General features: G+C 68.5%; 25 protein-coding genes. 10 read left to right on the plus strand and 15 right to left on the minus strand.

Features of this window, described 5'->3' with window-relative positions; genetic code table 11:
* Positions 1 to 54 precede the first annotated feature (54 nt).
* Both grxC and AC1HIL_RS30075 read right to left on the minus strand, forming a co-directional pair.
* A complete protein-coding gene (gene grxC / locus AC1HIL_RS30070; protein ID WP_057592036.1) occupies positions 55 to 321 on the minus strand; it encodes a glutaredoxin 3 in 267 nt (88 codons plus the stop codon).
* A 20-nt stretch (positions 322 to 341) separates the two neighbouring features.
* Positions 342 to 725: a rhodanese-like domain-containing protein gene (locus tag AC1HIL_RS30075; protein WP_281077002.1), complete on the minus strand. Its 384-nt coding sequence runs from the start codon at positions 723 to 725 to the stop codon at positions 342 to 344.
* Positions 726 to 833: 108 nt separating this feature from the next.
* On the opposite strand from AC1HIL_RS30075, the gene gpmA reads away from it, so the two are divergent.
* The 3 genes from gpmA to AC1HIL_RS30090 all read left to right on the plus strand — a co-directional run bounded on the left by gpmA (position 834) and on the right by AC1HIL_RS30090 (position 3,986).
* Positions 834 to 1,577 (plus strand): 2,3-diphosphoglycerate-dependent phosphoglycerate mutase, encoded by a 744-nt coding sequence (gene gpmA, locus AC1HIL_RS30080; RefSeq protein WP_479670715.1) that lies wholly within the window; start codon positions 834 to 836, stop codon positions 1,575 to 1,577.
* Positions 1,578 to 1,686: 109 nt separating this feature from the next.
* Positions 1,687 to 3,129, plus strand: coding sequence for a S41 family peptidase (locus AC1HIL_RS30085; RefSeq protein ID WP_057592038.1), 1,443 nt, complete (start codon positions 1,687 to 1,689; stop codon positions 3,127 to 3,129).
* Between the two features lie 92 nt (positions 3,130 to 3,221).
* On the plus strand, positions 3,222 to 3,986 hold the full coding sequence (locus tag AC1HIL_RS30090) for a HesA/MoeB/ThiF family protein (protein ID WP_296742399.1): 765 nt from the start codon (positions 3,222 to 3,224) through the stop codon (positions 3,984 to 3,986).
* A gap of 12 nt (positions 3,987 to 3,998) precedes the next feature.
* Here AC1HIL_RS30090 and AC1HIL_RS30095 read toward each other — a convergent pair whose 3' ends face one another.
* Complete coding sequence (locus tag AC1HIL_RS30095; RefSeq protein ID WP_479670716.1) at positions 3,999 to 6,020, minus strand: AsmA family protein; 2,022 nt, start codon at positions 6,018 to 6,020, stop codon at positions 3,999 to 4,001.
* A 279-nt stretch (positions 6,021 to 6,299) separates the two neighbouring features.
* Here AC1HIL_RS30095 and AC1HIL_RS30100 point away from each other — a divergent pair, with 279 nt between their 5' ends.
* The gene (locus tag AC1HIL_RS30100; RefSeq protein ID WP_057592040.1) at positions 6,300 to 6,698 is read left to right on the plus strand and encodes a response regulator; all 399 of its coding nucleotides are present in this window, start codon (positions 6,300 to 6,302) and stop codon (positions 6,696 to 6,698) included.
* A gap of 24 nt (positions 6,699 to 6,722) precedes the next feature.
* Here AC1HIL_RS30100 and AC1HIL_RS30105 read toward each other — a convergent pair whose 3' ends face one another.
* Entirely contained in the window at positions 6,723 to 7,355 is a 633-nt protein-coding gene (locus AC1HIL_RS30105) for a response regulator (protein WP_057592041.1), read from the minus strand.
* Between the two features lie 131 nt (positions 7,356 to 7,486).
* Here AC1HIL_RS30105 and AC1HIL_RS30110 point away from each other — a divergent pair, with 131 nt between their 5' ends.
* The 6 genes from AC1HIL_RS30110 to AC1HIL_RS30135 all read left to right on the plus strand — a co-directional run bounded on the left by AC1HIL_RS30110 (position 7,487) and on the right by AC1HIL_RS30135 (position 11,089).
* Positions 7,487 to 8,797 carry a CHASE3 domain-containing protein gene (locus AC1HIL_RS30110; RefSeq protein ID WP_057592042.1) on the plus strand — a complete coding sequence of 437 codons (1,311 nt, stop codon included), beginning with the start codon at positions 7,487 to 7,489 and terminating at the stop codon, positions 8,795 to 8,797.
* Between the two features lie 213 nt (positions 8,798 to 9,010).
* Positions 9,011 to 9,175 (plus strand): DUF1328 domain-containing protein, encoded by a 165-nt coding sequence (locus AC1HIL_RS30115; protein ID WP_082321940.1) that lies wholly within the window; start codon positions 9,011 to 9,013, stop codon positions 9,173 to 9,175.
* Between the two features lie 51 nt (positions 9,176 to 9,226).
* A complete protein-coding gene (locus AC1HIL_RS30120) occupies positions 9,227 to 9,598 on the plus strand; it encodes a hypothetical protein (RefSeq protein WP_057592043.1) in 372 nt (123 codons plus the stop codon).
* Between the two features lie 33 nt (positions 9,599 to 9,631).
* Positions 9,632 to 10,015, plus strand: coding sequence for a hypothetical protein (locus AC1HIL_RS30125; RefSeq protein WP_479670717.1), 384 nt, complete (start codon positions 9,632 to 9,634; stop codon positions 10,013 to 10,015).
* The gene (locus AC1HIL_RS30130; protein ID WP_261213974.1) at positions 10,002 to 10,538 is read left to right on the plus strand and encodes a hypothetical protein; all 537 of its coding nucleotides are present in this window, start codon (positions 10,002 to 10,004) and stop codon (positions 10,536 to 10,538) included. Before AC1HIL_RS30125 ends, AC1HIL_RS30130 begins: the two co-directional genes overlap by 14 nt.
* Positions 10,535 to 11,089, plus strand: coding sequence for a ferritin-like domain-containing protein (locus tag AC1HIL_RS30135; RefSeq protein WP_261213976.1), 555 nt, complete (start codon positions 10,535 to 10,537; stop codon positions 11,087 to 11,089). The genes AC1HIL_RS30130 and AC1HIL_RS30135 overlap by 4 nt, the downstream gene beginning before the upstream one ends.
* Positions 11,090 to 11,165: 76 nt before the next feature.
* Here the strand turns inward: AC1HIL_RS30135 and AC1HIL_RS30140 are convergent, their stop codons facing one another.
* The 11 genes from AC1HIL_RS30140 to AC1HIL_RS30190 form a co-directional block, all read right to left on the minus strand.
* The gene (locus tag AC1HIL_RS30140; protein ID WP_479670718.1) at positions 11,166 to 11,672 is read right to left on the minus strand and encodes a BON domain-containing protein; all 507 of its coding nucleotides are present in this window, start codon (positions 11,670 to 11,672) and stop codon (positions 11,166 to 11,168) included.
* 68 nt (positions 11,673 to 11,740) lie between these two features.
* Positions 11,741 to 11,938: a CsbD family protein gene (locus AC1HIL_RS30145; RefSeq protein WP_057592048.1), complete on the minus strand. Its 198-nt coding sequence runs from the start codon at positions 11,936 to 11,938 to the stop codon at positions 11,741 to 11,743.
* A gap of 147 nt (positions 11,939 to 12,085) precedes the next feature.
* Positions 12,086 to 12,934 carry a DUF429 domain-containing protein gene (locus AC1HIL_RS30150; RefSeq protein WP_479670719.1) on the minus strand — a complete coding sequence of 283 codons (849 nt, stop codon included), beginning with the start codon at positions 12,932 to 12,934 and terminating at the stop codon, positions 12,086 to 12,088.
* A gap of 3 nt (positions 12,935 to 12,937) precedes the next feature.
* Positions 12,938 to 13,819 carry an EamA family transporter gene (locus tag AC1HIL_RS30155; RefSeq protein WP_261213982.1) on the minus strand — a complete coding sequence of 294 codons (882 nt, stop codon included), beginning with the start codon at positions 13,817 to 13,819 and terminating at the stop codon, positions 12,938 to 12,940.
* A 74-nt stretch (positions 13,820 to 13,893) separates the two neighbouring features.
* A complete protein-coding gene (locus tag AC1HIL_RS30160) occupies positions 13,894 to 14,316 on the minus strand; it encodes a BLUF domain-containing protein (RefSeq protein ID WP_057592051.1) in 423 nt (140 codons plus the stop codon).
* Between the two features lies 1 nt (position 14,317).
* Positions 14,318 to 15,049: a GTP cyclohydrolase I gene (gene folE, locus AC1HIL_RS30165; RefSeq protein ID WP_057592052.1), complete on the minus strand. Its 732-nt coding sequence runs from the start codon at positions 15,047 to 15,049 to the stop codon at positions 14,318 to 14,320.
* Between the two features lie 73 nt (positions 15,050 to 15,122).
* On the minus strand, positions 15,123 to 15,878 hold the full coding sequence (locus tag AC1HIL_RS30170) for an endonuclease/exonuclease/phosphatase family protein (RefSeq protein ID WP_057592053.1): 756 nt from the start codon (positions 15,876 to 15,878) through the stop codon (positions 15,123 to 15,125).
* Positions 15,875 to 16,339 carry a dihydroneopterin triphosphate diphosphatase gene (gene nudB, locus AC1HIL_RS30175; RefSeq protein WP_479670720.1) on the minus strand — a complete coding sequence of 155 codons (465 nt, stop codon included), beginning with the start codon at positions 16,337 to 16,339 and terminating at the stop codon, positions 15,875 to 15,877. Before nudB ends, AC1HIL_RS30170 begins: the two co-directional genes overlap by 4 nt.
* A gap of 83 nt (positions 16,340 to 16,422) precedes the next feature.
* The gene (aspS, locus tag AC1HIL_RS30180) at positions 16,423 to 18,234 is read right to left on the minus strand and encodes an aspartate--tRNA ligase (protein WP_209541736.1); all 1,812 of its coding nucleotides are present in this window, start codon (positions 18,232 to 18,234) and stop codon (positions 16,423 to 16,425) included.
* A gap of 35 nt (positions 18,235 to 18,269) precedes the next feature.
* Positions 18,270 to 18,905 carry a DUF502 domain-containing protein gene (locus AC1HIL_RS30185; RefSeq protein ID WP_057592056.1) on the minus strand — a complete coding sequence of 212 codons (636 nt, stop codon included), beginning with the start codon at positions 18,903 to 18,905 and terminating at the stop codon, positions 18,270 to 18,272.
* A gap of 43 nt (positions 18,906 to 18,948) precedes the next feature.
* On the minus strand, positions 18,949 to 19,275 hold the full coding sequence (locus tag AC1HIL_RS30190; RefSeq protein ID WP_057592057.1) for an FmdB family zinc ribbon protein: 327 nt from the start codon (positions 19,273 to 19,275) through the stop codon (positions 18,949 to 18,951).
* Positions 19,276 to 19,345: the final 70 nt, after the last annotated feature.

Raw genomic sequence — 19,345 nt, forward strand, 5'->3', positions numbered from 1 at the left:
CGATTATCGCCCGGCGATGTGACGGCTACGGACCGGCGGTCGGCCGGCCTTGAATCAGGCCGCCTGGCCCTGCAGCAGCGGCACCAGGCCGCCGCGGCTGTCGAGCGCCATCAGGTCGTCGCAGCCGCCCACGTGGGTGTCGCCGATGAAGATCTGCGGCACCGTGCGGCGCTGGGTGATCTCCATCATGGCCATGCGCGCCTGGGGATCGCTGTCGATGCGGATCTCCTCGATCTGCTCGACGCCCTTGGACTTGAGGATCTGCTTGGCGCGTGTGCAGTAGGGGCACACGGCGGTGGTGTACATCTTGACGGCTTGCATGGTTCGTATCTCGGTGGGGTTCAGGCCTTTTCAACCGGCAGGTTAGCCGCTTTCCACGCCTTGAGCCCGCCGGACACCGCTTGGGCCTGCTCGTAACCCAGCTTCTTGGCCGCGGCCACCGCGCGCTGCGCGCGCGAGCCGTTCTCGCACACCAGCAGCAGCGGCACGTTCTTGTTCTTGACCGTGGAGGCCAGCTTTTCCTCGAGCTGGGCCAGCGGCACGTTCTTCGCGCCGATCATGTGGCCGGCGGCGAATTCCTCGGGATCGCGCAGGTCCACCAGCACCGCGCGCTCGCGGTTGATGAGGTGCACCGCCGCGTCGGCCGTCAGCGTGCCGCCCCCCGCGCCGCGAATCAGCGGCCAGGCCAGCATGGCGCCCGAGCTGAGCACGATCAGGACCAGCATCCAGTTCGCGGTGACGAATTCGATCAATTTCACGGGGGTTCCTTGGAGAGAGGCAAACCCGGGATTTTAGAATGTCGGGTTTACAAAGCGCTGCCAAAGGCCTCCGACATGCACAAACTGGTACTGATCCGCCACGGCGAATCGACCTGGAACCTCGAAAACCGCTTCACCGGCTGGACCGACGTCGACCTGACCGAGACCGGCGTCGAGCAGGCCAAGCAGGCGGGCCGGCTGCTGAAGGCCGAGGGCTACGACTTCGACGTGGCCTACACCAGCGTGCTCAAGCGCGCCACCCGCACCCTGTGGCACACGCTCGACGAACTCGACCGCACCTGGCTGCCGGTGGTGCATTCGTGGCGCCTCAACGAACGCCACTACGGTGGCCTGCAGGGCCTGAACAAGGCCGAGACGGCCAAGAAGTACGGCGACGAGCAGGTGCTGGTCTGGCGCCGCAGCTACGGCACCCCGCCGCCGCCGCTGGAAGCCGACGACCCGCGCAGCGAGCGCGGCGACGTGCGCTACGCCAAGCTCGCGCCCGAGCAGATCCCGCTGACCGAATGCCTGAAGGACACGGTGGCGCGCGTGTTGCCGTTCTGGAACGAGTCGATGGCCCCGGCCGTCCGCACCGGCCGCCGCCTCGTGGTGGCGGCGCACGGCAACTCGATCCGCGCGCTGGTGAAGTACCTGGACGGCATCTCGGACGACGACATCGTCGGCCTGAACATCCCGAACGGCATTCCCCTGGTGTACGAGCTCGACGACGATCTCAAGCCGCTGCGGCACTACTACCTGGGCGATGCCGCCGCCGCCGAGAAAGCCGCCGCCGCGGTCGCCTCGCAAGGCAAAGGCTGAAGCCGCGCTGTAGAAAAACCGTGCCCGCCGCTCCACCCGTGGAACCCCGGCGGGCAATTTGTTTCCAAGCTGTGTATATTGGTTCGACAGCCGACAAGGACACTTACCCATGGGCCAGAAACTCAAGATCACCGGCTGGGTCGCCGCCGGCGCCGTCGCAGGCGTCCTGACCACCGCCTCGCTGCAGACCGTCGCGCGCGGCTCGCTCGCGCCACTGCCGCTCGAGGAACTGCAGCAACTCGCTGCCGTGTTCGGCATGGTCAAGAGCGACTACGTCGAACCGGTCGACGAGAAGAAGCTGATTTCCGACGCCATCTCCGGCATGGTCGCCGGGCTCGACCCGCATTCCCAGTACTTCGACAAGAAGTCCTTCAAGGAATTCAGGGAAGGCACCACCGGCCGCTTCGTCGGCGTGGGCATCGAGATCTCGCAGGAAGACGGCCTGATCAAGGTGGTCTCCCCGATCGAGGGCTCGCCCGCGTTCCGCGCCGGCCTCAAGCCCAATGACCTGATCACCAAGATCGACGACACCGCGGTCCGCGGCCTGTCGCTCAACGAGGCGGTCAAGCGCATGCGCGGCGAAGCCAACACCAAGGTGCTGCTGACGATCTTCCGCAAGGACGAGAGCCGCACCTTCCCGGTCACGATCACGCGCGAGGAAATCCGCACCCAATCGGTGCGCGGCAAGATGATCGAGCCGGGCTACGGCTGGATCCGCCTGTCGCAGTTCCAGGAGCGCACGGTCGACGACTTCGTGAAGAAGATCGACGACCTGTACAAGGAAGACCCGAACCTCAAGGGCCTGGTGCTCGACCTGCGCAACGACCCGGGCGGCCTGCTCGACGCGGCCGTGGCGGTATCGGCGGCCTTCCTGCCCGAGAACGCCACGGTGGTCACCACCGACGGCCAGCTCGCCGAGAGCAAGGCGGTCTACAAGGCGGCGCCCGAGTTCTACCAGCGCCGCTCCGGCAGCGACCCGCTGCGCAGCCTGCCGGCCGCGCTGAAGTCGGTGCCGCTGGTGGTGCTCGTGAACGAAGGCTCGGCCTCGGCCAGCGAAATCGTCGCGGGCGCGCTGCAGGACCACAAGCGCGCCACCATCATGGGCAGCCAGACCTTCGGCAAGGGCTCGGTGCAGACGGTGCGTCCGCTCGGCCCCGACACCGGCCTGAAGATCACCACCGCGCGCTACTACACGCCCAGCGGCACCTCGATCCAGGCCAAGGGCATCGTGCCGAACGTGCTGGTCGACGAGAGCGCCGAGGGCAGCCCCTTCGCCGCGCTGCGCATGCGCGAGGCCGACCTCGAGAAGCACCTGGCCAGCGGCCAGGGCCCCGAGGTCAAGGACCCCGAGCGCGAGAAGGCGCGCGACGAGGCCCGCAAGCGCCTCGAGGAAGAAGCCAAGAAGCCGCCGCAGGACCGCAAGGTGCCCGAGTTCGGCTCCGACAAGGACTTCCCGCTGGTGCAGGCGCTCAACCGCCTCAAGGGCCAGCCGGTGCTGGTCAGCAAGACGCAGGTGATCGTCGACAACAAGGAAGAGAAGAAGGAGAACTGACCGGCCGGGGCGCGAGCCCCTTCCGCACGCTCCGACTTCGCATCCCACCGCAGGGGACCGGCCAGACCGGTCCCTTTTGCTTTCTCCCCGCCATGAACGAAGACGACGACCTGCTGCGCTATTCGCGCCACATCCTGCTCGAGGAATTCGGCATCGATGGCCAGGCGCGCGTGAGCGCCGGCCGGGTGCTGGTGATCGGTGCCGGCGGGCTGGGATCGCCGGCCGTGCTCTACCTCGCGGCGGCGGGCGTGGGGCGCATCGTGCTGGTCGACGACGACGAGGTCGACCTCACCAACCTGCAGCGCCAGGTCGCCCACACCGAGGCGCGCGTGGGCCAGCCCAAGGTGGCGTCGGCGGCGCAGGCCATGCGCGACATCAATCCCGGCATCGCCATCGAGACCCACGTGCTGCGCCCCGACGCCGACCAGCTGTCGGCGCTGGTCGCGGCGGCCGACGTGGTGCTCGACTGCACCGACAACTTCGTGACGCGCCAGGCCGTCAACCGCGCCTGCGTGGCGCACGGCAAGCCGCTGGTGGCGGGGGCCGCGATCCGCTTCGACGGGCAGCTCAGCGTATACGACGTGCGCGATCCGGCCTCGCCCTGCTATGCCTGCCTGTTCCCGCCCGACGCGGCCTTCGAGGAGACGCTGTGCGCGGTGCTCGGGGTGTTCGGGCCGGTGGTCGGCACCATCGGCACCCTGCAGGCGCTCGAGGCGCTCAAGCTGCTCGCGGGCATCGGGCCGTCGCTGGCGGGCCGGCTGCTGATGTTCGACGGGCGCAGCGCTTCGTTCGACACGCTTCGCGTGGCGCGCGATCCGCATTGCGGCGTCTGCGCGGCGCACCGCCCCGCACCCTAGCCCCGCTCGGGGTCAGGGCTGCTGCTTCGCGCCCTTGGCCCGTGCCGCACCGTTGGCGGCGGCACCGGCGGTCGGCTTGTTCGCCTGGGCCAGCACCGCCTTGCAGTCGGAATCCTCGCCGGGACCGGTCTCGATGGTCGCGGCCAGCGCCAGCAGCGGATTGACCGCGCCCAGCGCCAGCGCAGCCAGCCCACGGCCCGCCAGCGGCCCGACCTGCAGCCCGCCCTTGGGATCGCCGAAGCTGCCGCTGACCACCAGCGGCGTGCGGATCGACAGCAGGCTCTTGCTCTTGGGCTCCTGGTGGACCACGAAGTCCAGCCCCTCGGTGGCGAAATTGGCCTGCCCCGTGGCCGTGAACAGCGCGTTGGTGGTGTCGACCATCAGCGTGCGGCCGGTCGCCAGCCCCTTGTTCACGTCGAAAGCCACGGCCGCGCAGCGCAGTTCGACGTCGCGGTCGCCGCGCAGCAGGAACTTGAGGATGTCGCCGCCCACCAGCGTCGCGAACACCGGCAGCAGGTTGCCGAACTGGCCGCGGCCGGCCAGCACCGCCACGTCGCCCGAAGCGCCGCCGAGCCAGTTGGCGACCGTGCTGCCCGAGCCCGAGAGGTTGATGCGGCCGTCGAGCCGGCCCAGGCTGTTGCCGGTGGTCTCGAGCTTGGGGAACAGCCGCGCGAGCTGCATCGCGCGCACGTCGAGCGCGGCGCGGATGTCGGCCGGGTTCTTCGAGCCGTCGATGCGGATCGCGCCGCCCAGCTTGCCGCCGGCCACGCCGAGCAGCAGCGGATCGAGCGTGAGCACGCCGTCCTTGAGCTTGACCTGCACGCTGCCGCTGTCGAGCGGGACGTCGCGCACGTTGCGGATGCGCTCGGCCGTGTACTTCACGTCGGCATTCATCGCGCGCAGGCGCTCGAAGTCCAGCGGCGCGGTCGGCAGCACCTTGCCGCCCGGGCGCTTGACCTGGGTCACGGTCGGCGGCGGCGCCACGCCCTCGACGGTGGCGGCGGTGCGCGCGGTCGGCGGCAGGCCGATCAGCGGGCCGAGGTCGTCCATGTCCATCACCTTGGAGCGCAGTTCGCCCGCGAGGTAGGGCACCTGGGTCGCCTGGTCGAAGCGCATGTCGCCCGCGATGTCGGACAGGCCCAGCTTGCCCTGCAGCGCCTTGGCCTCCCACAGGCTGCCGCGCTTGCTGAGATTGCCGCGCACCGCGTAGGGCGAGGTCTGCGGCAGCGCGATGCCCAGCAGCGGGAACAGCGCGCCCAGGGTCTGGCCACGGATGTCGAACTTCGCATCGATGCCGTCGAGGTCGGCGAGCGAGCCCACGGTGCCGCCCGCCTTGAGCTTGGTCTGACCCGCGGCCGCGTCGATCTCGAGCGGGAACGGCGGCGCGCCGGCCGCGTTGATCTGCATCACGTTGCCGGTGCGGCCCTGGGCCGTGAGCGGCTGGCCCTTGTAGCGGCCCTTGATTCGGTAGCGCACCGGCAGCGCGCCGCGCGCGGTGTCGTAGCTGACATCGGCATGGATGTCCACGCCCAGGTGCTTGGCCAGGAAGTCGATGGCGCCGCCATCGACCTCGATGGTGCCGATGGTGGGCGCGGTGCCGGCGTCGGAGGTGTCCTTGCCGAAGGCCCAGGTGCGCCGGCCGTCGGCTTCCATCTGCAGGCCCACGGTGGGCGAGGCGAGCACCAGCCGCGGGATCTCGATGCGGCGCGACACCAGCGGCCAGAGGCGGATGTCGAACTCGGCGCGCTCGGCCTTCACGAGGTAGGGGTCACGCGCCCACGAGGGGTTGGCGAACTCGATGCCGTCGAACTTGACGGTGGCGCGGCGCCAGCCGAGATCGACGTCGAGCCGGCGCGTGATCTCGAACTTGCGGCCGGTCTTCTCGCTCACGTAGCGGTTGACCGGCTCGCGCAGCACGTCCCAGGGAAAGAACAGGATGGCGATCACCAACGCCGCGAGCAGCGCGAGCAGCAGCACGATCAGCTTCTGCCACAGCGGAAATCTGCGCGGTAGGGTGGTGCGGGTGGAATCCATCGCCATGGCTGCATGATGACCGCATCGCGCGCGCCGTCCAGGTCGGCGCAGGGCCGCAACCCACGTGCGGCATCACCTACCGCGCGCCGAGCGACGCCAGGGCCCTCGCCTGCGGGGGCGTCGGAACCCGCCTACAGATGCCTCGCACTGAACCCTGCATGATGCGCGGCAGGGAGGCCTCATCGTCCAGAGCCCGGTCCAGCCGCCGCCAGCCACGAGAACACGGCGGGCGCCGCGGCCCACATCATTCGGGCAACGTCGGAGGAAGCGCGGTTCGTCATGGATTCCAGATTGAAGACCTACATCGTCGAGGACAACCTCACGATCCGTGAAAACCTCATCGGCACCCTGGAAGAACTGGCGCGCACCGTGGTGATCGGCTACGCGGAAACCGAAGACCACGCGGTCGAATGGCTGCGCACGCATGCCGCCGACTGGAACCTCGCGGTGGTCGATCTCTTTCTCAAGCAGGGCAGCGGGCTGGGCGTGCTGAAGGCCTGCACCGAGCGGCGCCCCGAACAGAAGGTGGTGGTGCTCAGCAACTATGCGACGCCCGACATCCGCAGGCGTTGTGCGCAGTTCGGCGTGGACGCGGTGTTCGACAAGTCCAACGAGATCGACGCGCTGGTCGATTTCTGCCTGCGCGCGGTGGCGCTGCAGCCACCGGAGCCGGGCTGAGGCCCGGCGCGAACGGTGGCTTTCTCAGTCGATCAGCTTGTTCTTGAGGGCGTAGTACGTGAGGTCGCTGTTGGAGGAGAGGTTCATCTTTTCCATCAGCCGCGTGCGGTAGGTGCTCACGGTCTTCACCGACAGCGACAGCGTCTTGGCGATGTCGCCCGCGGTCTCGCCCTTGGCCAGCTTCAGGAACACCTGGAACTCGCGCTCCGAGAGCTGCTCGTGCGGCGCGGCGTCGTCCTTGCGGTCGAGCTGGCGGGCCAGCAGTTCGGCCACGGCCGGGGTGATGTAGCGGCGGCCCAGCGCGATGGTGCGGATCGCGTTGACGATCTCCATCGGATCGCACTCCTTGTTGAGGTAGCCGCTCGCGCCCTGCCGGATCAGGTTCATCGCGTAGTGCTCCTCGGGGTACCCGCTCAGGATCAGGATGCCGACGTCGGGCGCCTTGGCACGGATCATGGCGAGCGCATCGATCCCGCTCTGGCCCGGCATCGACAGGTCCATCACCAGCACGTCGAGCTCGGTGGTGCGCACGAGCTCGATCGCCTCGCGACCGCTGGCGGCCTCGCCGGCCACGCGCAGATCCACGTGCTCGGAGAAGAACTGCCTGAGGCCCGATCGCACGATGGCGTGGTCGTCCACAATTCCAATTTTGATCATCTGTTACTTTCGTCGTTGTGTTGCCGGTCCGCGGGCCGCAACATGCCGGTTCCCTGATCGTTGTCAATTATTCACGATCTTGTCTTGAAAGCGGATCCAAAAGTTTCATGCGTTGGCTAGCGTTCCCAAAAATGGCCTTGAGCCTGCTGCTCGCCGCACTGGCGGCGCTGGCGCTCGTCGGCATCAACGAGGCGGGCTACCGGCAGTCCAGTATCGCCCTGGCCGAGATCGACGCCGCGCAGAAGGTGCGCAGCGTGCTCAACCAGCTGCTGCAGAACATCCTCGATGCCGAAACGGGCCAGCGCGGCTATCTGCTGACAGGGGAAGCCGCCTACCGGCAGCCCTACGACAACGCCATCAAGCAGATCGACGGCAACCTGGCGAGCCTGCGCGAGCAGTACGCCGGCCGGCCGGCCGAGACGGCCCAGCTGGCCGAGCTGTCGAAACACGTGCTGCGCAAGGTGTCCGAGATGGACATGAGCGTGCGCCTGCGCTCGGACGGCAAGGAGGACGCCTGGAAGTTCGTCATCACCACCGACGTCGGCCGCGAGGAAATGGATGCCATCCGCGAGAAGGCCCGGGGCCTGGTGGAACTCAGCAACAAGACCCTGCACGACAGCCAGACCCAGGTGATGCTGTCGCTGCGGCTGGCGCGCTTCGGCACCAGCATCGTGGCGCTGGCCGCCCTGTTCGCCTTCTTTCTGTACCTGCGCCAGACGCACGTGCTGCGCTCGATCGGCGAGCGCCAGCAGGAGACCCTGCAGCGCGAGCGCAATGCCCTGGAGGACGAGGTGCGCGAGCGCACCGCCTCGCTGGCCGAGCTGGCGACCCACCTGCAGGACGTGCGCGAGACCGAGCGCGGCTTCCTGGCGCGCGAGCTGCACGACGAGCTGGGTTCGCTGCTGACCGCCGCCAAGCTCGACGTGGCGCGGCTGAAGTCGCGGCTGGCCGACGCGCCCGATGCGATCCAGCGGCTGCAGCATCTGACCGAGCTGCTCAACAGCGGCATCGCGCTCAAGCGCCGCATCATCGAGGACCTGCGCCCGTCGTCCCTGGCCAACCTCGGGCTGGTGGCCTCGCTCGAGATCCTCGGGCGCGAGTTCGGCGAGCGCTCGGGCATTCGCGTCGACATGCAGCTGGAGCCGGTCAGCACCGACGAGTCGCGCCAGCTCACCATCTACCGGATGGTGCAGGAGAGCCTCACCAACATCGGCAAGTACGCCGAGGCCACCGAGGCCACGATCGCGATGAAGAACCACGACACGCACGTGGTGGTCGAGGTGCTCGACAACGGCAAGGGCTTCGACGCCCAGAAGATGCGCCCGTCGACGCACGGCCTGGCCGGCATGCGCCACCGCGTGGAGGCCGCGCGCGGCAAGCTCACGGTGGCATCGACGCCCGGGCACGGCACGCGCATCGCGGCGATGCTGCCGGTGGCATAGGCCCGGACCACGCCCCCCCGCGCGGGCGCATCCGTGCCGGAATTCACGCGATTTCCAGGGCCGCCGGGCGGACTCGGCCATCTCCTACGCCCCGCCCCCCCTGTCACTGACAGGTCCGCCATGGGCCGGCCCTTAAGGTCTGTCCATGCCGTGTTCCTCCTCCTCGGACACGCGGCTTTTCCAACAACGAGGGCAGCCTCCAAGGAGTTCCGCATGTTGCACTACGCAGTGGTCTTTCTGGTCATCGCGCTGATCGCCGCCTTGTTCGGCTTCGGCGGTATCGCCGCCAGCGCCGTCGGTATCGCCAAGATCCTTTTCGTGATCTTCGCGGTGCTCGCCATCGCGAGCTTCCTGGCCGGCTTGCTACGAAGCAAGTAGCGTCGGTACGATCCACAGGCTCTCGCAATTCATTCCCGGAAAGGACTTTTCATGAACACGACCAAGACCCCCCAGCAACTCGCCGACGACGCACGCCAGACCGCCAACGACGCTGTCGATACCACGCGCGCCTATGCACAGAATGCGGTGAATGCGGCGGGCGAAAAGGTCCGCGAGCTGCGTCGCGACGCGGAACCGGCGGTCGAGCAACTGGCGGCGCGCGTGCAGCAGGCCGTGCAGCGCGGCCTCGATGCCGCCTCGACCACCAGCGCGCGCGCGCAGCGCCGCCTCGAGCAGGCCGCCGACGTGACCGGCCGCTACATCTCCGACCAGCCCGTGCGCTCGGTGCTGATCGCCGCCGCGGCCGGTGCCGCCATCACCGCACTGATCGTGCTGGCCAGCCGCCGTCGGGACGACTATTGATCGACTGAAGCATCGGCTCCGCTCCGCAGCACCATGCTTCATCCGATCTTTTCCACGGTGCTCGGGCATCCGGAGCTCATCGCCGAACACATCGCCAACTACGCGGCCCTGGTCCGGCAGGAGTCGGGCACCGCGGCCCGCGGGCTGATCGCCCGCATCGTCGCGGGTATCCTGGCCGCAGCCACCTTCGTGCTGGCGCTGGGACTCATCGGCGTGGCGGTGCTGCTGGGCGTGCTGCACGGCAGCTTTCATTGGGTGCTGGTCGCGGTCCCCGGCGTGGCGCTCGTGATCGCCGCGATCTGCGCCTGGATCGCATCCCGTCCCTTCATCGCCCATGGGTTCGACGATCTGCGTGCGCAGGTCGACGCCGACCTGCAGGCCCTTCACGAAGCCGGAGGCCGCCATGGCCGGCACTGATCCCCGCGCCCTGCTGACGCCGAAGGAACGGCTGGCGCTGTCGCGCCGCGCGCTGGTGCGCGAGCTCAACGGCGGCCGCGATCCCGAGCCGGAGCACCGCACGCCGCAGCAGGAACGCGCCCGGCGCGATGCCGAGGCGGCCTTCGCGCCATCCGACCCCGACGATGCCGGCGCCGCCTTCGAAGGCCAGCGCGCGCACGATCCGGGCGGCGGCCGCGGCGGCAATGCCCGCATCTGGGCCTCGGTCGCGCGCAGCATGGCCGAGCGCTGGTGGCGCCGCCATCCGGCGCATGCGGCGGGCCAGCTGGCGCGGCCGCTGCTCGAACGCTATGCGCGCAAGGAGCCGGCCAAGCTGATGGCGATCGCCGCCGCCACCGGCGCGGTGGTGGTGCTGGTCAGGCCCTGGCGGCTGCTGTCGGTGACGGCGGTGCTGGCGGCGGTGCTCAAGACTTCCGACCTGGCCGACATCGTGAACACGCTCATGCAGCAGAAAACAACTCCCCCACGAAAGGATCCCCCATGAAAGCCAATGCCTCCACTCCGGCAAAGGACCATCAGCACCTGGTGCTGGACCAGAAGGGCCTCGACGCCGCGGCCAAGAGCCTCGACGACGGCGCCGTCACCCCGGCCTACGGTCCGTGGCGCGACGACATCGTCAAGCTGCTGAACGACGCGCTCGCCACCGAGCTGGTCTGCGTGCTGCGCTACAAGCGCCACTACTTCACCGCCAACGGCGTGGAATCGCCGGCCATCGCCGACGAATTCCTCGTGCATGCCAACGAGGAATCGGCGCATGCCGACCGCATCGCCGAGCGCATCGTGCAACTGGGTGGCGAGCCCGATTTCGCGCCCGAACACCTGCGCGAACGCAGCCATGCCGGCTACGACGAATCGACCGACCTGCAGGCCATGGTGCGCGCCAACCTCGTGGCCGAGCGCATCGCGGTCGAGTCGTACCGCCAGATGATCAACCTGATCGGCGACAAGGACCCGACCACCCGCCGCATGCTCGAGGACATCCTCTCGGACGAGGAAGAGCATGCCGATGAACTGAAGGACTGGCTGGGCCACTGACCCAGCAGCCACCCAAGAGAAAGCCCGGCATGCCGGGCTTTCTTTTTGGGGGAGCCGGAAAAGCGGGTCCGGAAACTCAGCCCTTCACCTCGAGCCGGTTGTCGACCGAGGTCACGCCCTGCACGCCCTTGGCGATCTGCTCGGCGCGCTCCTTGGCGGCGGCGCTCGGTGCAGGTCCCTGCAGGCTCACGGCGCCGGCCTTGGTGTCGACGTCGATCTTGATGGCGCTGAGGTCGGGATCCTTCGCCAGGCCGGCCGAGATGGCGGCTGTGATGGCCGCGTCGTCCACCGTGTTCGCCACGGCGGTACCGGCGTCCTTCACGGCTTCCTTCGCATTGGCTGCGCCGTCCTTCACGCTCTGCGAATCGATCTTGGCCTTGGCCTCCTCGGCCATCTGCACGGTCTTGTCGCGCGCGGTGTCGACGGCCTGGCCCGTGCGCGCCACCGCGCTGTCGAGCTTCTCGCCGGCGGTGCGGCCATCGTTCCTGTCGCAGGCGGCGAGCGCGAGGCTGCCGCCTGCGATCGCCAGCACGGCAAGCCAGGTGCGCGTGCGCGAGGCGGACGGCTGTATCGAGATGGTCATGGGAACCTCCACATCGATGGAATGAAAAGAAAAATGGCTGCGCGCCCGCGGGCCGCAGCCATGTTGCATCAGAGCTTGTCGGCGCCGGACTTGATGGCGTCCTTGGCCTTTTCCTTCACGTCGCCGTAGGTGCTCTGCACCTTGCCGGCGGCCTGGTCGGCGATGCCCTCGCCCTGGAGCTTCTCGTTGCCGACGACCTTGCCGGCGACTTCCTTGATCTTGCCCTTGGCCTGGTCGACGCGGCCTTCCACTTGATCCTTGTTCATTGCGATGTCCTTCCTGATGCGGTCACGAAGCGCCCGGAGACTGGGCGCATGAGCCGGCGGCCCATGACTTCAATCTAGCGACGCGACCTGTGAGCCACGCCACGACGGGGGCGCAAAGCGCTGTAGGACAACCGGGGCCGGCCGGGGTCAGGCGGAGACGATCCAGCCCTCGAGCGGATCGAGGCCCGCGGGCAGTCCGTAGCCAGGGCCCGCGCTGTCCGCGCGCTGCAAGCCCCAGGCCGCCTGCATCAGGCACAGCACGGCATCGAGGTCGTCGCCGCGCGGGTCGTCGAGCAGCTCGCGGCGCCGCCCGGGCGAGAGCTCGAGGCGCAGGCCGAGCCGCGTGCGGCCGGCCTCGAGCGCGGCCAGCAATTCGACCCGCACGTCACGGCGCTCGGGCGTCTGCCTGGCGAGCTCGTCGCTCTTGTAGCTGCGACGGCCGACGAGCTCGCGCGCCAGCAGCCCGGGATAGGCCTCGAGCGCCACCCGATCGGCCGGCTGCACCGCGCGCAGCCCCGGCAGATGCGCACCGGCCGCGAGCAGCGGCGGCACCCCGGCGTGCAGCATGAAGGCCACCGGCGGATTGACCCACTTCATCGACGGGCTGGAACCCGCGGGCGCATCGGTGGCGCGATGCGCGAATTTCCCGCCCACCGGCCGCGCGGCGCAGAAGGCCGCGAAGGTCTCGCGGATCTCGGCGCGGGTGAGCGCGGCGTAGTGCGCGATCAGCGGCTCGAAGTGCAGCGGCCAGCCCAGGTGTTCGACCAGCTCGCGCGGCAGGCTGAACGGGAAGTCGAACCCGCCGACCCAGGCCGGCGTGGCGTGCAGCCAGCGGCTCCAGGCCTCGAGCGTGCTGAAGCGCTGCAGCTCGCGCAGCGCCAGGACGCCATCGGGCATCGATTCGCCGGTGGCGACCACGATCGGCTTGCGCGCGGTCGGAGCGCTCGAGAAGTCGCAGCCGAACAGCACCACCGGGGCCGGCAGCGTCGCGCCCATGGCTCAGCCCAGCGCGAGCGCCACCACGCCCGCGGCGATGAAGAGCGCGCCCAGCAGGCGCAGCAGCCGGTCGCCCTCGCGCAGCAGGTGGCCGCCGATCAGCGCCGCGAACAGCATCGACACCTCGCGCGCGGGCGCCACGTGCGAGATCGGCGCCTGCTGTACCGCGTAGAGCACCAGCACGTACGACACCGGGCTCACGGCCGCCACCACCAGCGCGTACTTCCACTGCGCGCGCCACATGCGCGCGGTGGTGGCGCGATCGTGCAGCGCGGCCGGCAGCAGCAGCACCAGCCGCACGAGGTTGCCGAAGTAGTCGAGCAGGATCGGCGACATCGCGAGGAACTTGACGGCGTAGCTGTCGGCCACGGTGTAGGCCGCGATGAAGCCGCCGGTCAGCACGCCGTAGCGGATGCCCTTGTGCACGCGTTCGCGCTGCGCCGGGTCGTGCGCCTTGTGCCAGAGCTTCGGGCCACCGGCGACCAGGAACACGCCGCCCACCACGCCCAGGATGCCCGCCACGCCCACGAGACTGATCTTCTCGCCGAGGAACAGCACCGCCACCAGCGACGACAGCAGCGGGCCCGAGCCCCGCGCCAGCGGATAGACCACCGTGAGGTCCGACTTGCGGTAGCCGCGCAGCAGCACGATGAAATAGAAGATGTGCAGCACGCCGCTGAGCACGACGAAGCCCCACTCGGTCGCGCCCCAGTGGGGCACCACGTTCCAGCCCAGCGCGATGCCCACGGGCGCCCAGATCAGCATGTTGAACACGCTGGTCTGGAAGCTGAAGCGCACGTCGCCGTTGGCCTTCTTGGCGACGATGTTCCAGCCCGCGTGGATGAGCCCTGCCAGCAGGATCAGCGCGAATGCGGAAAGAGGCACGGGATCAGATCAGGGAAGTCGCTCGCCCGCCGGCCGGCGGGCAACAAAAAGGGGGCCGAGGCCCCCGACGCATTTCAGTGGCGCCCGACGATGGCCGCCGTGGCCATCAATTCCTCGAGCAGCGCCAGCGAGACCTTGCCCGAGACCTTGTACGGGTCGAGCTCGGGCTTCTCGGAGTACTTCAGCAGCGTGGAGGCGTTGAGCTTGGAGAGGTTGACCTGCCCCATGGTCCAGCCGCCGAAGCGGCGCTCGAAGATTTCCTCGTAGTGCAGCAGCACCACGTCCTTGTGGCGCGCATCGCGCTGGATGTGGCCGTAGAGCTCGCTGATCGCCATGCGGCCGCCTTCGATCGCCTGCAGGAAGGTGCCGCCGCCATAGCAGAGGATGCCCGTGATGCCGCAGGCCGTGTTGTGCGAGCGCGATTGCGTGAGGATCGCCTCGATGGCCGCGGGGCTGGTGTCGACGGCGCGGCTGGCGTAGAGGAGTCGGACCAGCATGTCAGCTCTTTCGGGGCAGGAGGGACAGGAATTCGCGCCGCAGGCTCGGGTCCTTGAGGAACACGCCGCGCATCACGGAATTGATCATCTTGCTGTCCATTTCCTTCACGCCGCGCCAGGCCATGCAGAAGTGCTCGGCCTCCATGACCAGCGCGAGGCCGTCGGGCTGGGTCTTTTCCTGGATCAGGTCGGCCAGCTGCACCACGGCCTCTTCCTGGATCTGCGGACGGCCCATCACCCATTCGGCGAGGCGCGCGTACTTCGACAGGCCGATGACGTTGGTGTGCTCGTTGGGCATCACGCCGATCCAGAGCTTGCCGATGATCGGGCAGAAATGGTGCGAGCAGGCGCTGCGCACCGTGATCGGGCCGACGATCATCAGCTCGTTGAGGTGCTCGGCATTGGGGAATTCGGTCAGCGGCGGCGCCGGCACGTAGCGGCCGCGGAACACCTCGTTGACGTACATCTTGGCGACGCGCCGCGCGGTGTTGTCGGTGTTGTGGTCGTTCTCGATGTCGATGACCAGGCTCTCGAGCACGCCCTTCATCTTGACCTCGACCTCGTCGAGCAGGGCCTCGAGCTCGCCGGGTTCGATGAACTCGGCGATGTTGTCGTTGGCGTTGAAGCGCCGGCGCGCCGCGTTCAGGCGCTCGCGGATCTTCACGGAGACGGGCGTGCCCTCGTCGTCGTCTTTGGGAACGGGGAGCGTGTCCACTTCGGTTTTCCTCAGCATCGGGCCATCGTACCAGTGAATCGATGCCCGCCGTTCGGGCCGCGAATGCCCGCCCCTTCTGCGGGCCTTGCTATCAATTCGGCAGCAAGAAATCTGTGACCAGCGGCAGGTGGTCCGACATGCGGGCCCAGATCGGGCCGCGCGGCACGCTGCTGGTCAGGGGTTCGAGCTCGCGCCCGTAGATGAAATCGAGCTGCGCCACCGGCAGCCGCGAGGGATAGGTCAGCGTGCGCGGGCCGCGCAGGTCGCTGGTGTCGCGCAGGCCCATGGCGTTCATCGCGTAGCGCATGCGCGCGCCCCAGTCGTTGAAGTCGCCGGCCACCACCACCGGCTCGCCATCGGGTACTTCGCGCTCGATGAATTCGCGCAGCCGCGCCACCTGCCGCACGCGGCTGCCCTTGATCAGCCCGAGGTGCACCACGATGGCGTGCACCGGCCGCCCTTCGACCTCCATCACCACGTGCAGCAGGCCGCGCTGCTCGAAGCGGTGGTCGGAAATGTCCTGGTGGTTGGTGCGCAGCACGGGCCAGCGCGTGAGCAGCGCGTTGCCGTGCTCGCCGTGGCGCGTGACGGCATTGGTCTCGTAGACCGCCGTGTAGCCCTCGGGCGCGAGGAAATCGGCCTGCGGCAGCTCGGGCCAGCGCGGAAATCGCACCGCGGCCTGGCGGTTCATCTTGCGCACTTCCTGCAGGCAGACGATGTCGGCGTCGAGCTGCTCGATGGCGTGGCCGAGGTTGTGGATTTCGAGCCGCCGCGCGGGCCCGATGCCCTGCACCCCCTTGTGGATGTTGTAGGTGGCGACCCGGAAGTTGGGCGTCTGCGAGTTCATCGCGCAAATTCTGGCAGCAACAGAATGGCTTCGGCGTTCGATGGGGAAAAGCAGGCATCGGCCGCCTCGCGGTACGGCAGCCAGCGCCAGTCGGTGTGCTCGCGCGGCGCCAGCACCGGCACGATGCGTTCGGGCACGCACAGGCCGAACAGGTGCTCGGTGTTGTGCGTGACACCCGGCGCATAGCGCGCACGCCAGCGCGGATAGATCTCGTAGACGTTGCGCAGGCCCCAGTCGACCAGCTGCGCCGCGAGCGCACTGCCCTGCCCGCACAGGATGCCGGTCTCCTCCGCGACCTCGCGCGCGGCCGTGAGCGCGAGCGGCTCGTCCTCCGCGTCCTTGCTGCCCGTGACCGACTGCCAGAACTCGGTCTCGGCGTCGGCGCGGCGGATCAGCAGCACGTCGAGGGCGGGCGTGTGGATCACGACCAGCACGGACTGGGGGATCTTGAAAGACCGCATGGGGCGAAGCTCCTTCATGTCACCGGCTTCGCAAGGAAGCTGACAAGAAAAAAAGGGCACTCATCGAGTGCCCCTGTCGCCGATCAGGCCGCCTGCTGCGGCTGCACGTTGCGCAGCCGGATGTGCAGCTCGCGCAGCTGCTTCTCGTCGACCGGGCTCGGCGCCTGCGTCAGCAGGTCCTGCGCGCGCTGGGTCTTCGGGAAGGCGATCACGTCGCGGATCGACTCGGCGCCGGTCATCAGCATGACGAGGCGGTCCAGGCCGATGGCGATGCCGCCGTGCGGCGGGGCGCCGTACTGCAGCGCGTCGAGCAGGAAGCCGAACTTGAGCTGCGCGTCCTCCGCGCTGATCTTCAGCGCGCGGAACACCTTGCTCTGCACTTCCTCGCGGTGGATACGCACCGAGCCGCCGCCCATCTCGATGCCGTTGAGCACCATGTCGTAGGCCTTGGCGATGCACTTCTCGGGCGCGGTGTCCATGAGGTCCTCATGGCCGTCCTTCGGCGCGGTGAACGGGTGGTGCACGGCGCTCCAGCGCTGGCCTTCCTCGTCGAACTCGAACATCGGGAAGTCCACCACCCACAGCGGTGCCCAGCGGTCGTCGAACAGGCCGGTCTTCTTGCCGAAGGCGCTGTGGCCGATCTTCACGCGCAGCGCGCCGATGGCGTCGTTGACCACCTTCTCCTTGTCGGCGCCGAAGAACAGGATGTCGCCGTTGCGCGCGCCGGTGCGGGCGATGATCTCGGCCAGCGCGTTGTCGTCGAGGTTCTTCACGATCGGGCTCTGCAGGCCCTCGCGGCCCGCGGCCGCGTCGTTGATCTTGATGTAGGCCAGGCCCTTGGCGCCGTAGATCTTCACGAACTCCTGGTAGGCGTCGATCTCGCCGCGCGACAGGCCGCCCTCGGCACCGCCGCCCGGCACGCGCAGCGCGACCACGCGGCCGCCCTTCATCGTGGCGGCGTTCGAGAACACCTTGAATTCCACGCGCTTCATCAGCTCGGTGAGTTCGGTGAATTCGAGCTTCACGCGCAGGTCGGGCTTGTCCGAGCCGTACTTGAACATCGCCTCGCCGTAGGTCATGGTCGGGAACACCGGCAGCTCGATGCCCGCGGCGTTGCGGAACACGTTGCGGATCATGCCTTCGAACATCTCGCGGATCTCTTCCTCGGCGAGGAACGAGGTCTCGATGTCGATCTGCGTGAACTCGGGCTGGCGGTCGGCGCGCAGGTCCTCGTCGCGGAAGCACTTCACGATCTGGTAGTAGCGGTCGTAGCCGGCCACCATCAGCAGCTGCTTGAACAGCTGCGGCGACTGCGGCAGCGCGAAGAAGCTGCCGTCGTGCACGCGGCTGGGCACGAGATAGTCGCGCGCGCCTTCGGGCGTGGACTTGCCGAGCATCGGGGTCTCGATGTCGATGAAGCCGTTGGCGTCGAGGAACTTGCGCGTTTCCATCGTCACCTTGTAGCGCAGCATCAGGTTGCGCTGCATCGCCGGGCGGCGCAGGTCCAGCACGCGGTGCGTGAGGCGCGTGGTTTCCGACAGGTTGTCGTCGTCGAGCAGGAACGGCGGCGTGACCGAGGGGTTGAGCACCTTGAGCTCGTGCGCCAGCACTTCGATCTTGCCGCTCTTGAGCTGGTCGTTGGTGGTGCCTTCGGGGCGTGCGCGCACGAGGCCCGTGATCTGCACGCAGAACTCGTTGCGCAGGTTCTCGGCGACGGCGAAGGTCGAGGCGCGATCCGGGTCGCACACCACCTGCACGTAGCCTTCGCGGTCGCGCACGTCGATGAAGATCACGCCGCCGTGGTCGCGGCGACGGTTGACCCAGCCGCAAAGGGTGACGGTTTGGCCCAACAGGGCTTCGGTCACGAGACCGCAATAGTGAGTACGCATGGCCATGGCTAGATTCCGGCGCCGTTGCGGCGCGTTCGTTTTTATGGGTTGGACGGTTTGGTCGTCGCGATGCTGGCGGGGCTGCCAGGAACGACCACCCCCATCGAGACGATGTACTTGAGCGCCTCGTCCACGCTCATCCGGAGCTCGATGCAGTCGCTGCGCTTGAGCATCACGAAGTAGCCGCCCGTGGGATTGGGCGTGGTGGGCACGTAGACGCTGAGGAACTCCTCGTTGCCCAGGTGTTCCGCGACCTCGTTGCCGGGCGCGCCGGTGACGAAGGCGATGGTCCACACGCCCTCGCGCGGCCACTGCACCAGCACCGCGGTGCGGAAGGCGTTGCCGTTCTCGGAGAACAGCGTGTCGGAGACCTGCTTGACGCTCGAATAGATCGAGCGCACCACCGGGATGCGGCGCACCACGGCGTCGCCCCAGCCGAGCAGGCGCTTGCCGACGAAATTGCTCGCGGCGGCGCCCACCACCAGCAGGATCGCCAGCGTGAGCAGCACGCCCAGGCCGCGCACCCGGTGGTCGCTGAGCCAGACCTGCCACTGCTCGGGCAGCAGCCACAGCGTCTGGTCGAGCGTGCCGATGATCCAGTTCAGCACGCCGAGCGTGATGACCAGCGGCACGATCACCAGCAGGCCGGACAGCAACCATTTGCGCAGGGCGAGCATCGGGAGGTTTCTCTTCTGGGACAGCGGCGGGCGGTTCGGCGCCTCAGTCGGCGCTCTTGGCGGCCGGCGCGGGGGCGGGAGCCGGCGCGGGTGCCGGGCTGGGCGCGGCGGCGGGCGCATCGGCGGACTTGGCGGCGCCATCGCCCGAGGCGACCGGCGCGGTGGCGGCTTCGGACTTCTTGCCGCCGCCGTCGCGGAAGTCGGTGACGTACCAGCCCGAGCCCTTGAGCTGGAATCCGGCCGCGGTGACCTGCTTTTCGAACGCGCTCGCGCCGCATGCCGGACACACCGTCAGAGGCGGATCGGACATCTTCTGCAGGGCATCCTTGGCGAAGCCGCAGGCGCTGCACTTGTAGGCGTAGATGGGCATGGGAAATCGAGTGGGGAAAGCGGCCAGGCGGCCGCTCGCAAAGCCCTCGATTATAGGGGCGCCCCCCGGC

The organism is Variovorax sp. ISS6 (genome assembly GCF_056523145.1).

Excerpts from the sequence above, each read along its gene's own strand:
- AC1HIL_RS30135 (WP_261213976.1), top strand. The coding sequence starts at position 10,535 with ATGAAAGCCAATGCCTCCACTCCGGCAAAGGACCATCAGCACCTGGTG.
- AC1HIL_RS30125 (WP_479670717.1), top strand. The coding sequence starts at position 9,632 with ATGCTTCATCCGATCTTTTCCACGGTGCTCGGGCATCCGGAGCTCATC.
- folE (WP_057592052.1), bottom strand. The coding sequence starts at position 15,049 with ATGCTGAGGAAAACCGAAGTGGACACGCTCCCCGTTCCCAAAGACGAC.
- AC1HIL_RS30190 (WP_057592057.1), bottom strand. The coding sequence starts at position 19,275 with ATGCCCATCTACGCCTACAAGTGCAGCGCCTGCGGCTTCGCCAAGGAT.
- AC1HIL_RS30160 (WP_057592051.1), bottom strand. The coding sequence starts at position 14,316 with ATGCTGGTCCGACTCCTCTACGCCAGCCGCGCCGTCGACACCAGCCCC.
- AC1HIL_RS30140 (WP_479670718.1), bottom strand. The coding sequence starts at position 11,672 with ATGACCATCTCGATACAGCCGTCCGCCTCGCGCACGCGCACCTGGCTT.
- AC1HIL_RS30145 (WP_057592048.1), bottom strand. The coding sequence starts at position 11,938 with ATGAACAAGGATCAAGTGGAAGGCCGCGTCGACCAGGCCAAGGGCAAG.
- AC1HIL_RS30090 (WP_296742399.1), top strand. The coding sequence starts at position 3,222 with ATGAACGAAGACGACGACCTGCTGCGCTATTCGCGCCACATCCTGCTC.
- AC1HIL_RS30095 (WP_479670716.1), bottom strand. The coding sequence starts at position 6,020 with ATGGATTCCACCCGCACCACCCTACCGCGCAGATTTCCGCTGTGGCAG.
- AC1HIL_RS30150 (WP_479670719.1), bottom strand. The coding sequence starts at position 12,934 with ATGGGCGCGACGCTGCCGGCCCCGGTGGTGCTGTTCGGCTGCGACTTC.
- grxC (WP_057592036.1), bottom strand. The coding sequence starts at position 321 with ATGCAAGCCGTCAAGATGTACACCACCGCCGTGTGCCCCTACTGCACA.
- AC1HIL_RS30105 (WP_057592041.1), bottom strand. The coding sequence starts at position 7,355 with ATGATCAAAATTGGAATTGTGGACGACCACGCCATCGTGCGATCGGGC.
- aspS (WP_209541736.1), bottom strand. The coding sequence starts at position 18,234 with ATGGCCATGCGTACTCACTATTGCGGTCTCGTGACCGAAGCCCTGTTG.
- AC1HIL_RS30085 (WP_057592038.1), top strand. The coding sequence starts at position 1,687 with ATGGGCCAGAAACTCAAGATCACCGGCTGGGTCGCCGCCGGCGCCGTC.
- AC1HIL_RS30170 (WP_057592053.1), bottom strand. The coding sequence starts at position 15,878 with ATGAACTCGCAGACGCCCAACTTCCGGGTCGCCACCTACAACATCCAC.
- AC1HIL_RS30115 (WP_082321940.1), top strand. The coding sequence starts at position 9,011 with ATGTTGCACTACGCAGTGGTCTTTCTGGTCATCGCGCTGATCGCCGCC.
- AC1HIL_RS30130 (WP_261213974.1), top strand. The coding sequence starts at position 10,002 with ATGGCCGGCACTGATCCCCGCGCCCTGCTGACGCCGAAGGAACGGCTG.
- AC1HIL_RS30120 (WP_057592043.1), top strand. The coding sequence starts at position 9,227 with ATGAACACGACCAAGACCCCCCAGCAACTCGCCGACGACGCACGCCAG.
- AC1HIL_RS30100 (WP_057592040.1), top strand. The coding sequence starts at position 6,300 with ATGGATTCCAGATTGAAGACCTACATCGTCGAGGACAACCTCACGATC.
- gpmA (WP_479670715.1), top strand. The coding sequence starts at position 834 with ATGCACAAACTGGTACTGATCCGCCACGGCGAATCGACCTGGAACCTC.
- AC1HIL_RS30110 (WP_057592042.1), top strand. The coding sequence starts at position 7,487 with ATGGCCTTGAGCCTGCTGCTCGCCGCACTGGCGGCGCTGGCGCTCGTC.
- AC1HIL_RS30075 (WP_281077002.1), bottom strand. The coding sequence starts at position 725 with ATGCTGGTCCTGATCGTGCTCAGCTCGGGCGCCATGCTGGCCTGGCCG.
- nudB (WP_479670720.1), bottom strand. The coding sequence starts at position 16,339 with ATGCGGTCTTTCAAGATCCCCCAGTCCGTGCTGGTCGTGATCCACACG.
- AC1HIL_RS30185 (WP_057592056.1), bottom strand. The coding sequence starts at position 18,905 with ATGCTCGCCCTGCGCAAATGGTTGCTGTCCGGCCTGCTGGTGATCGTG.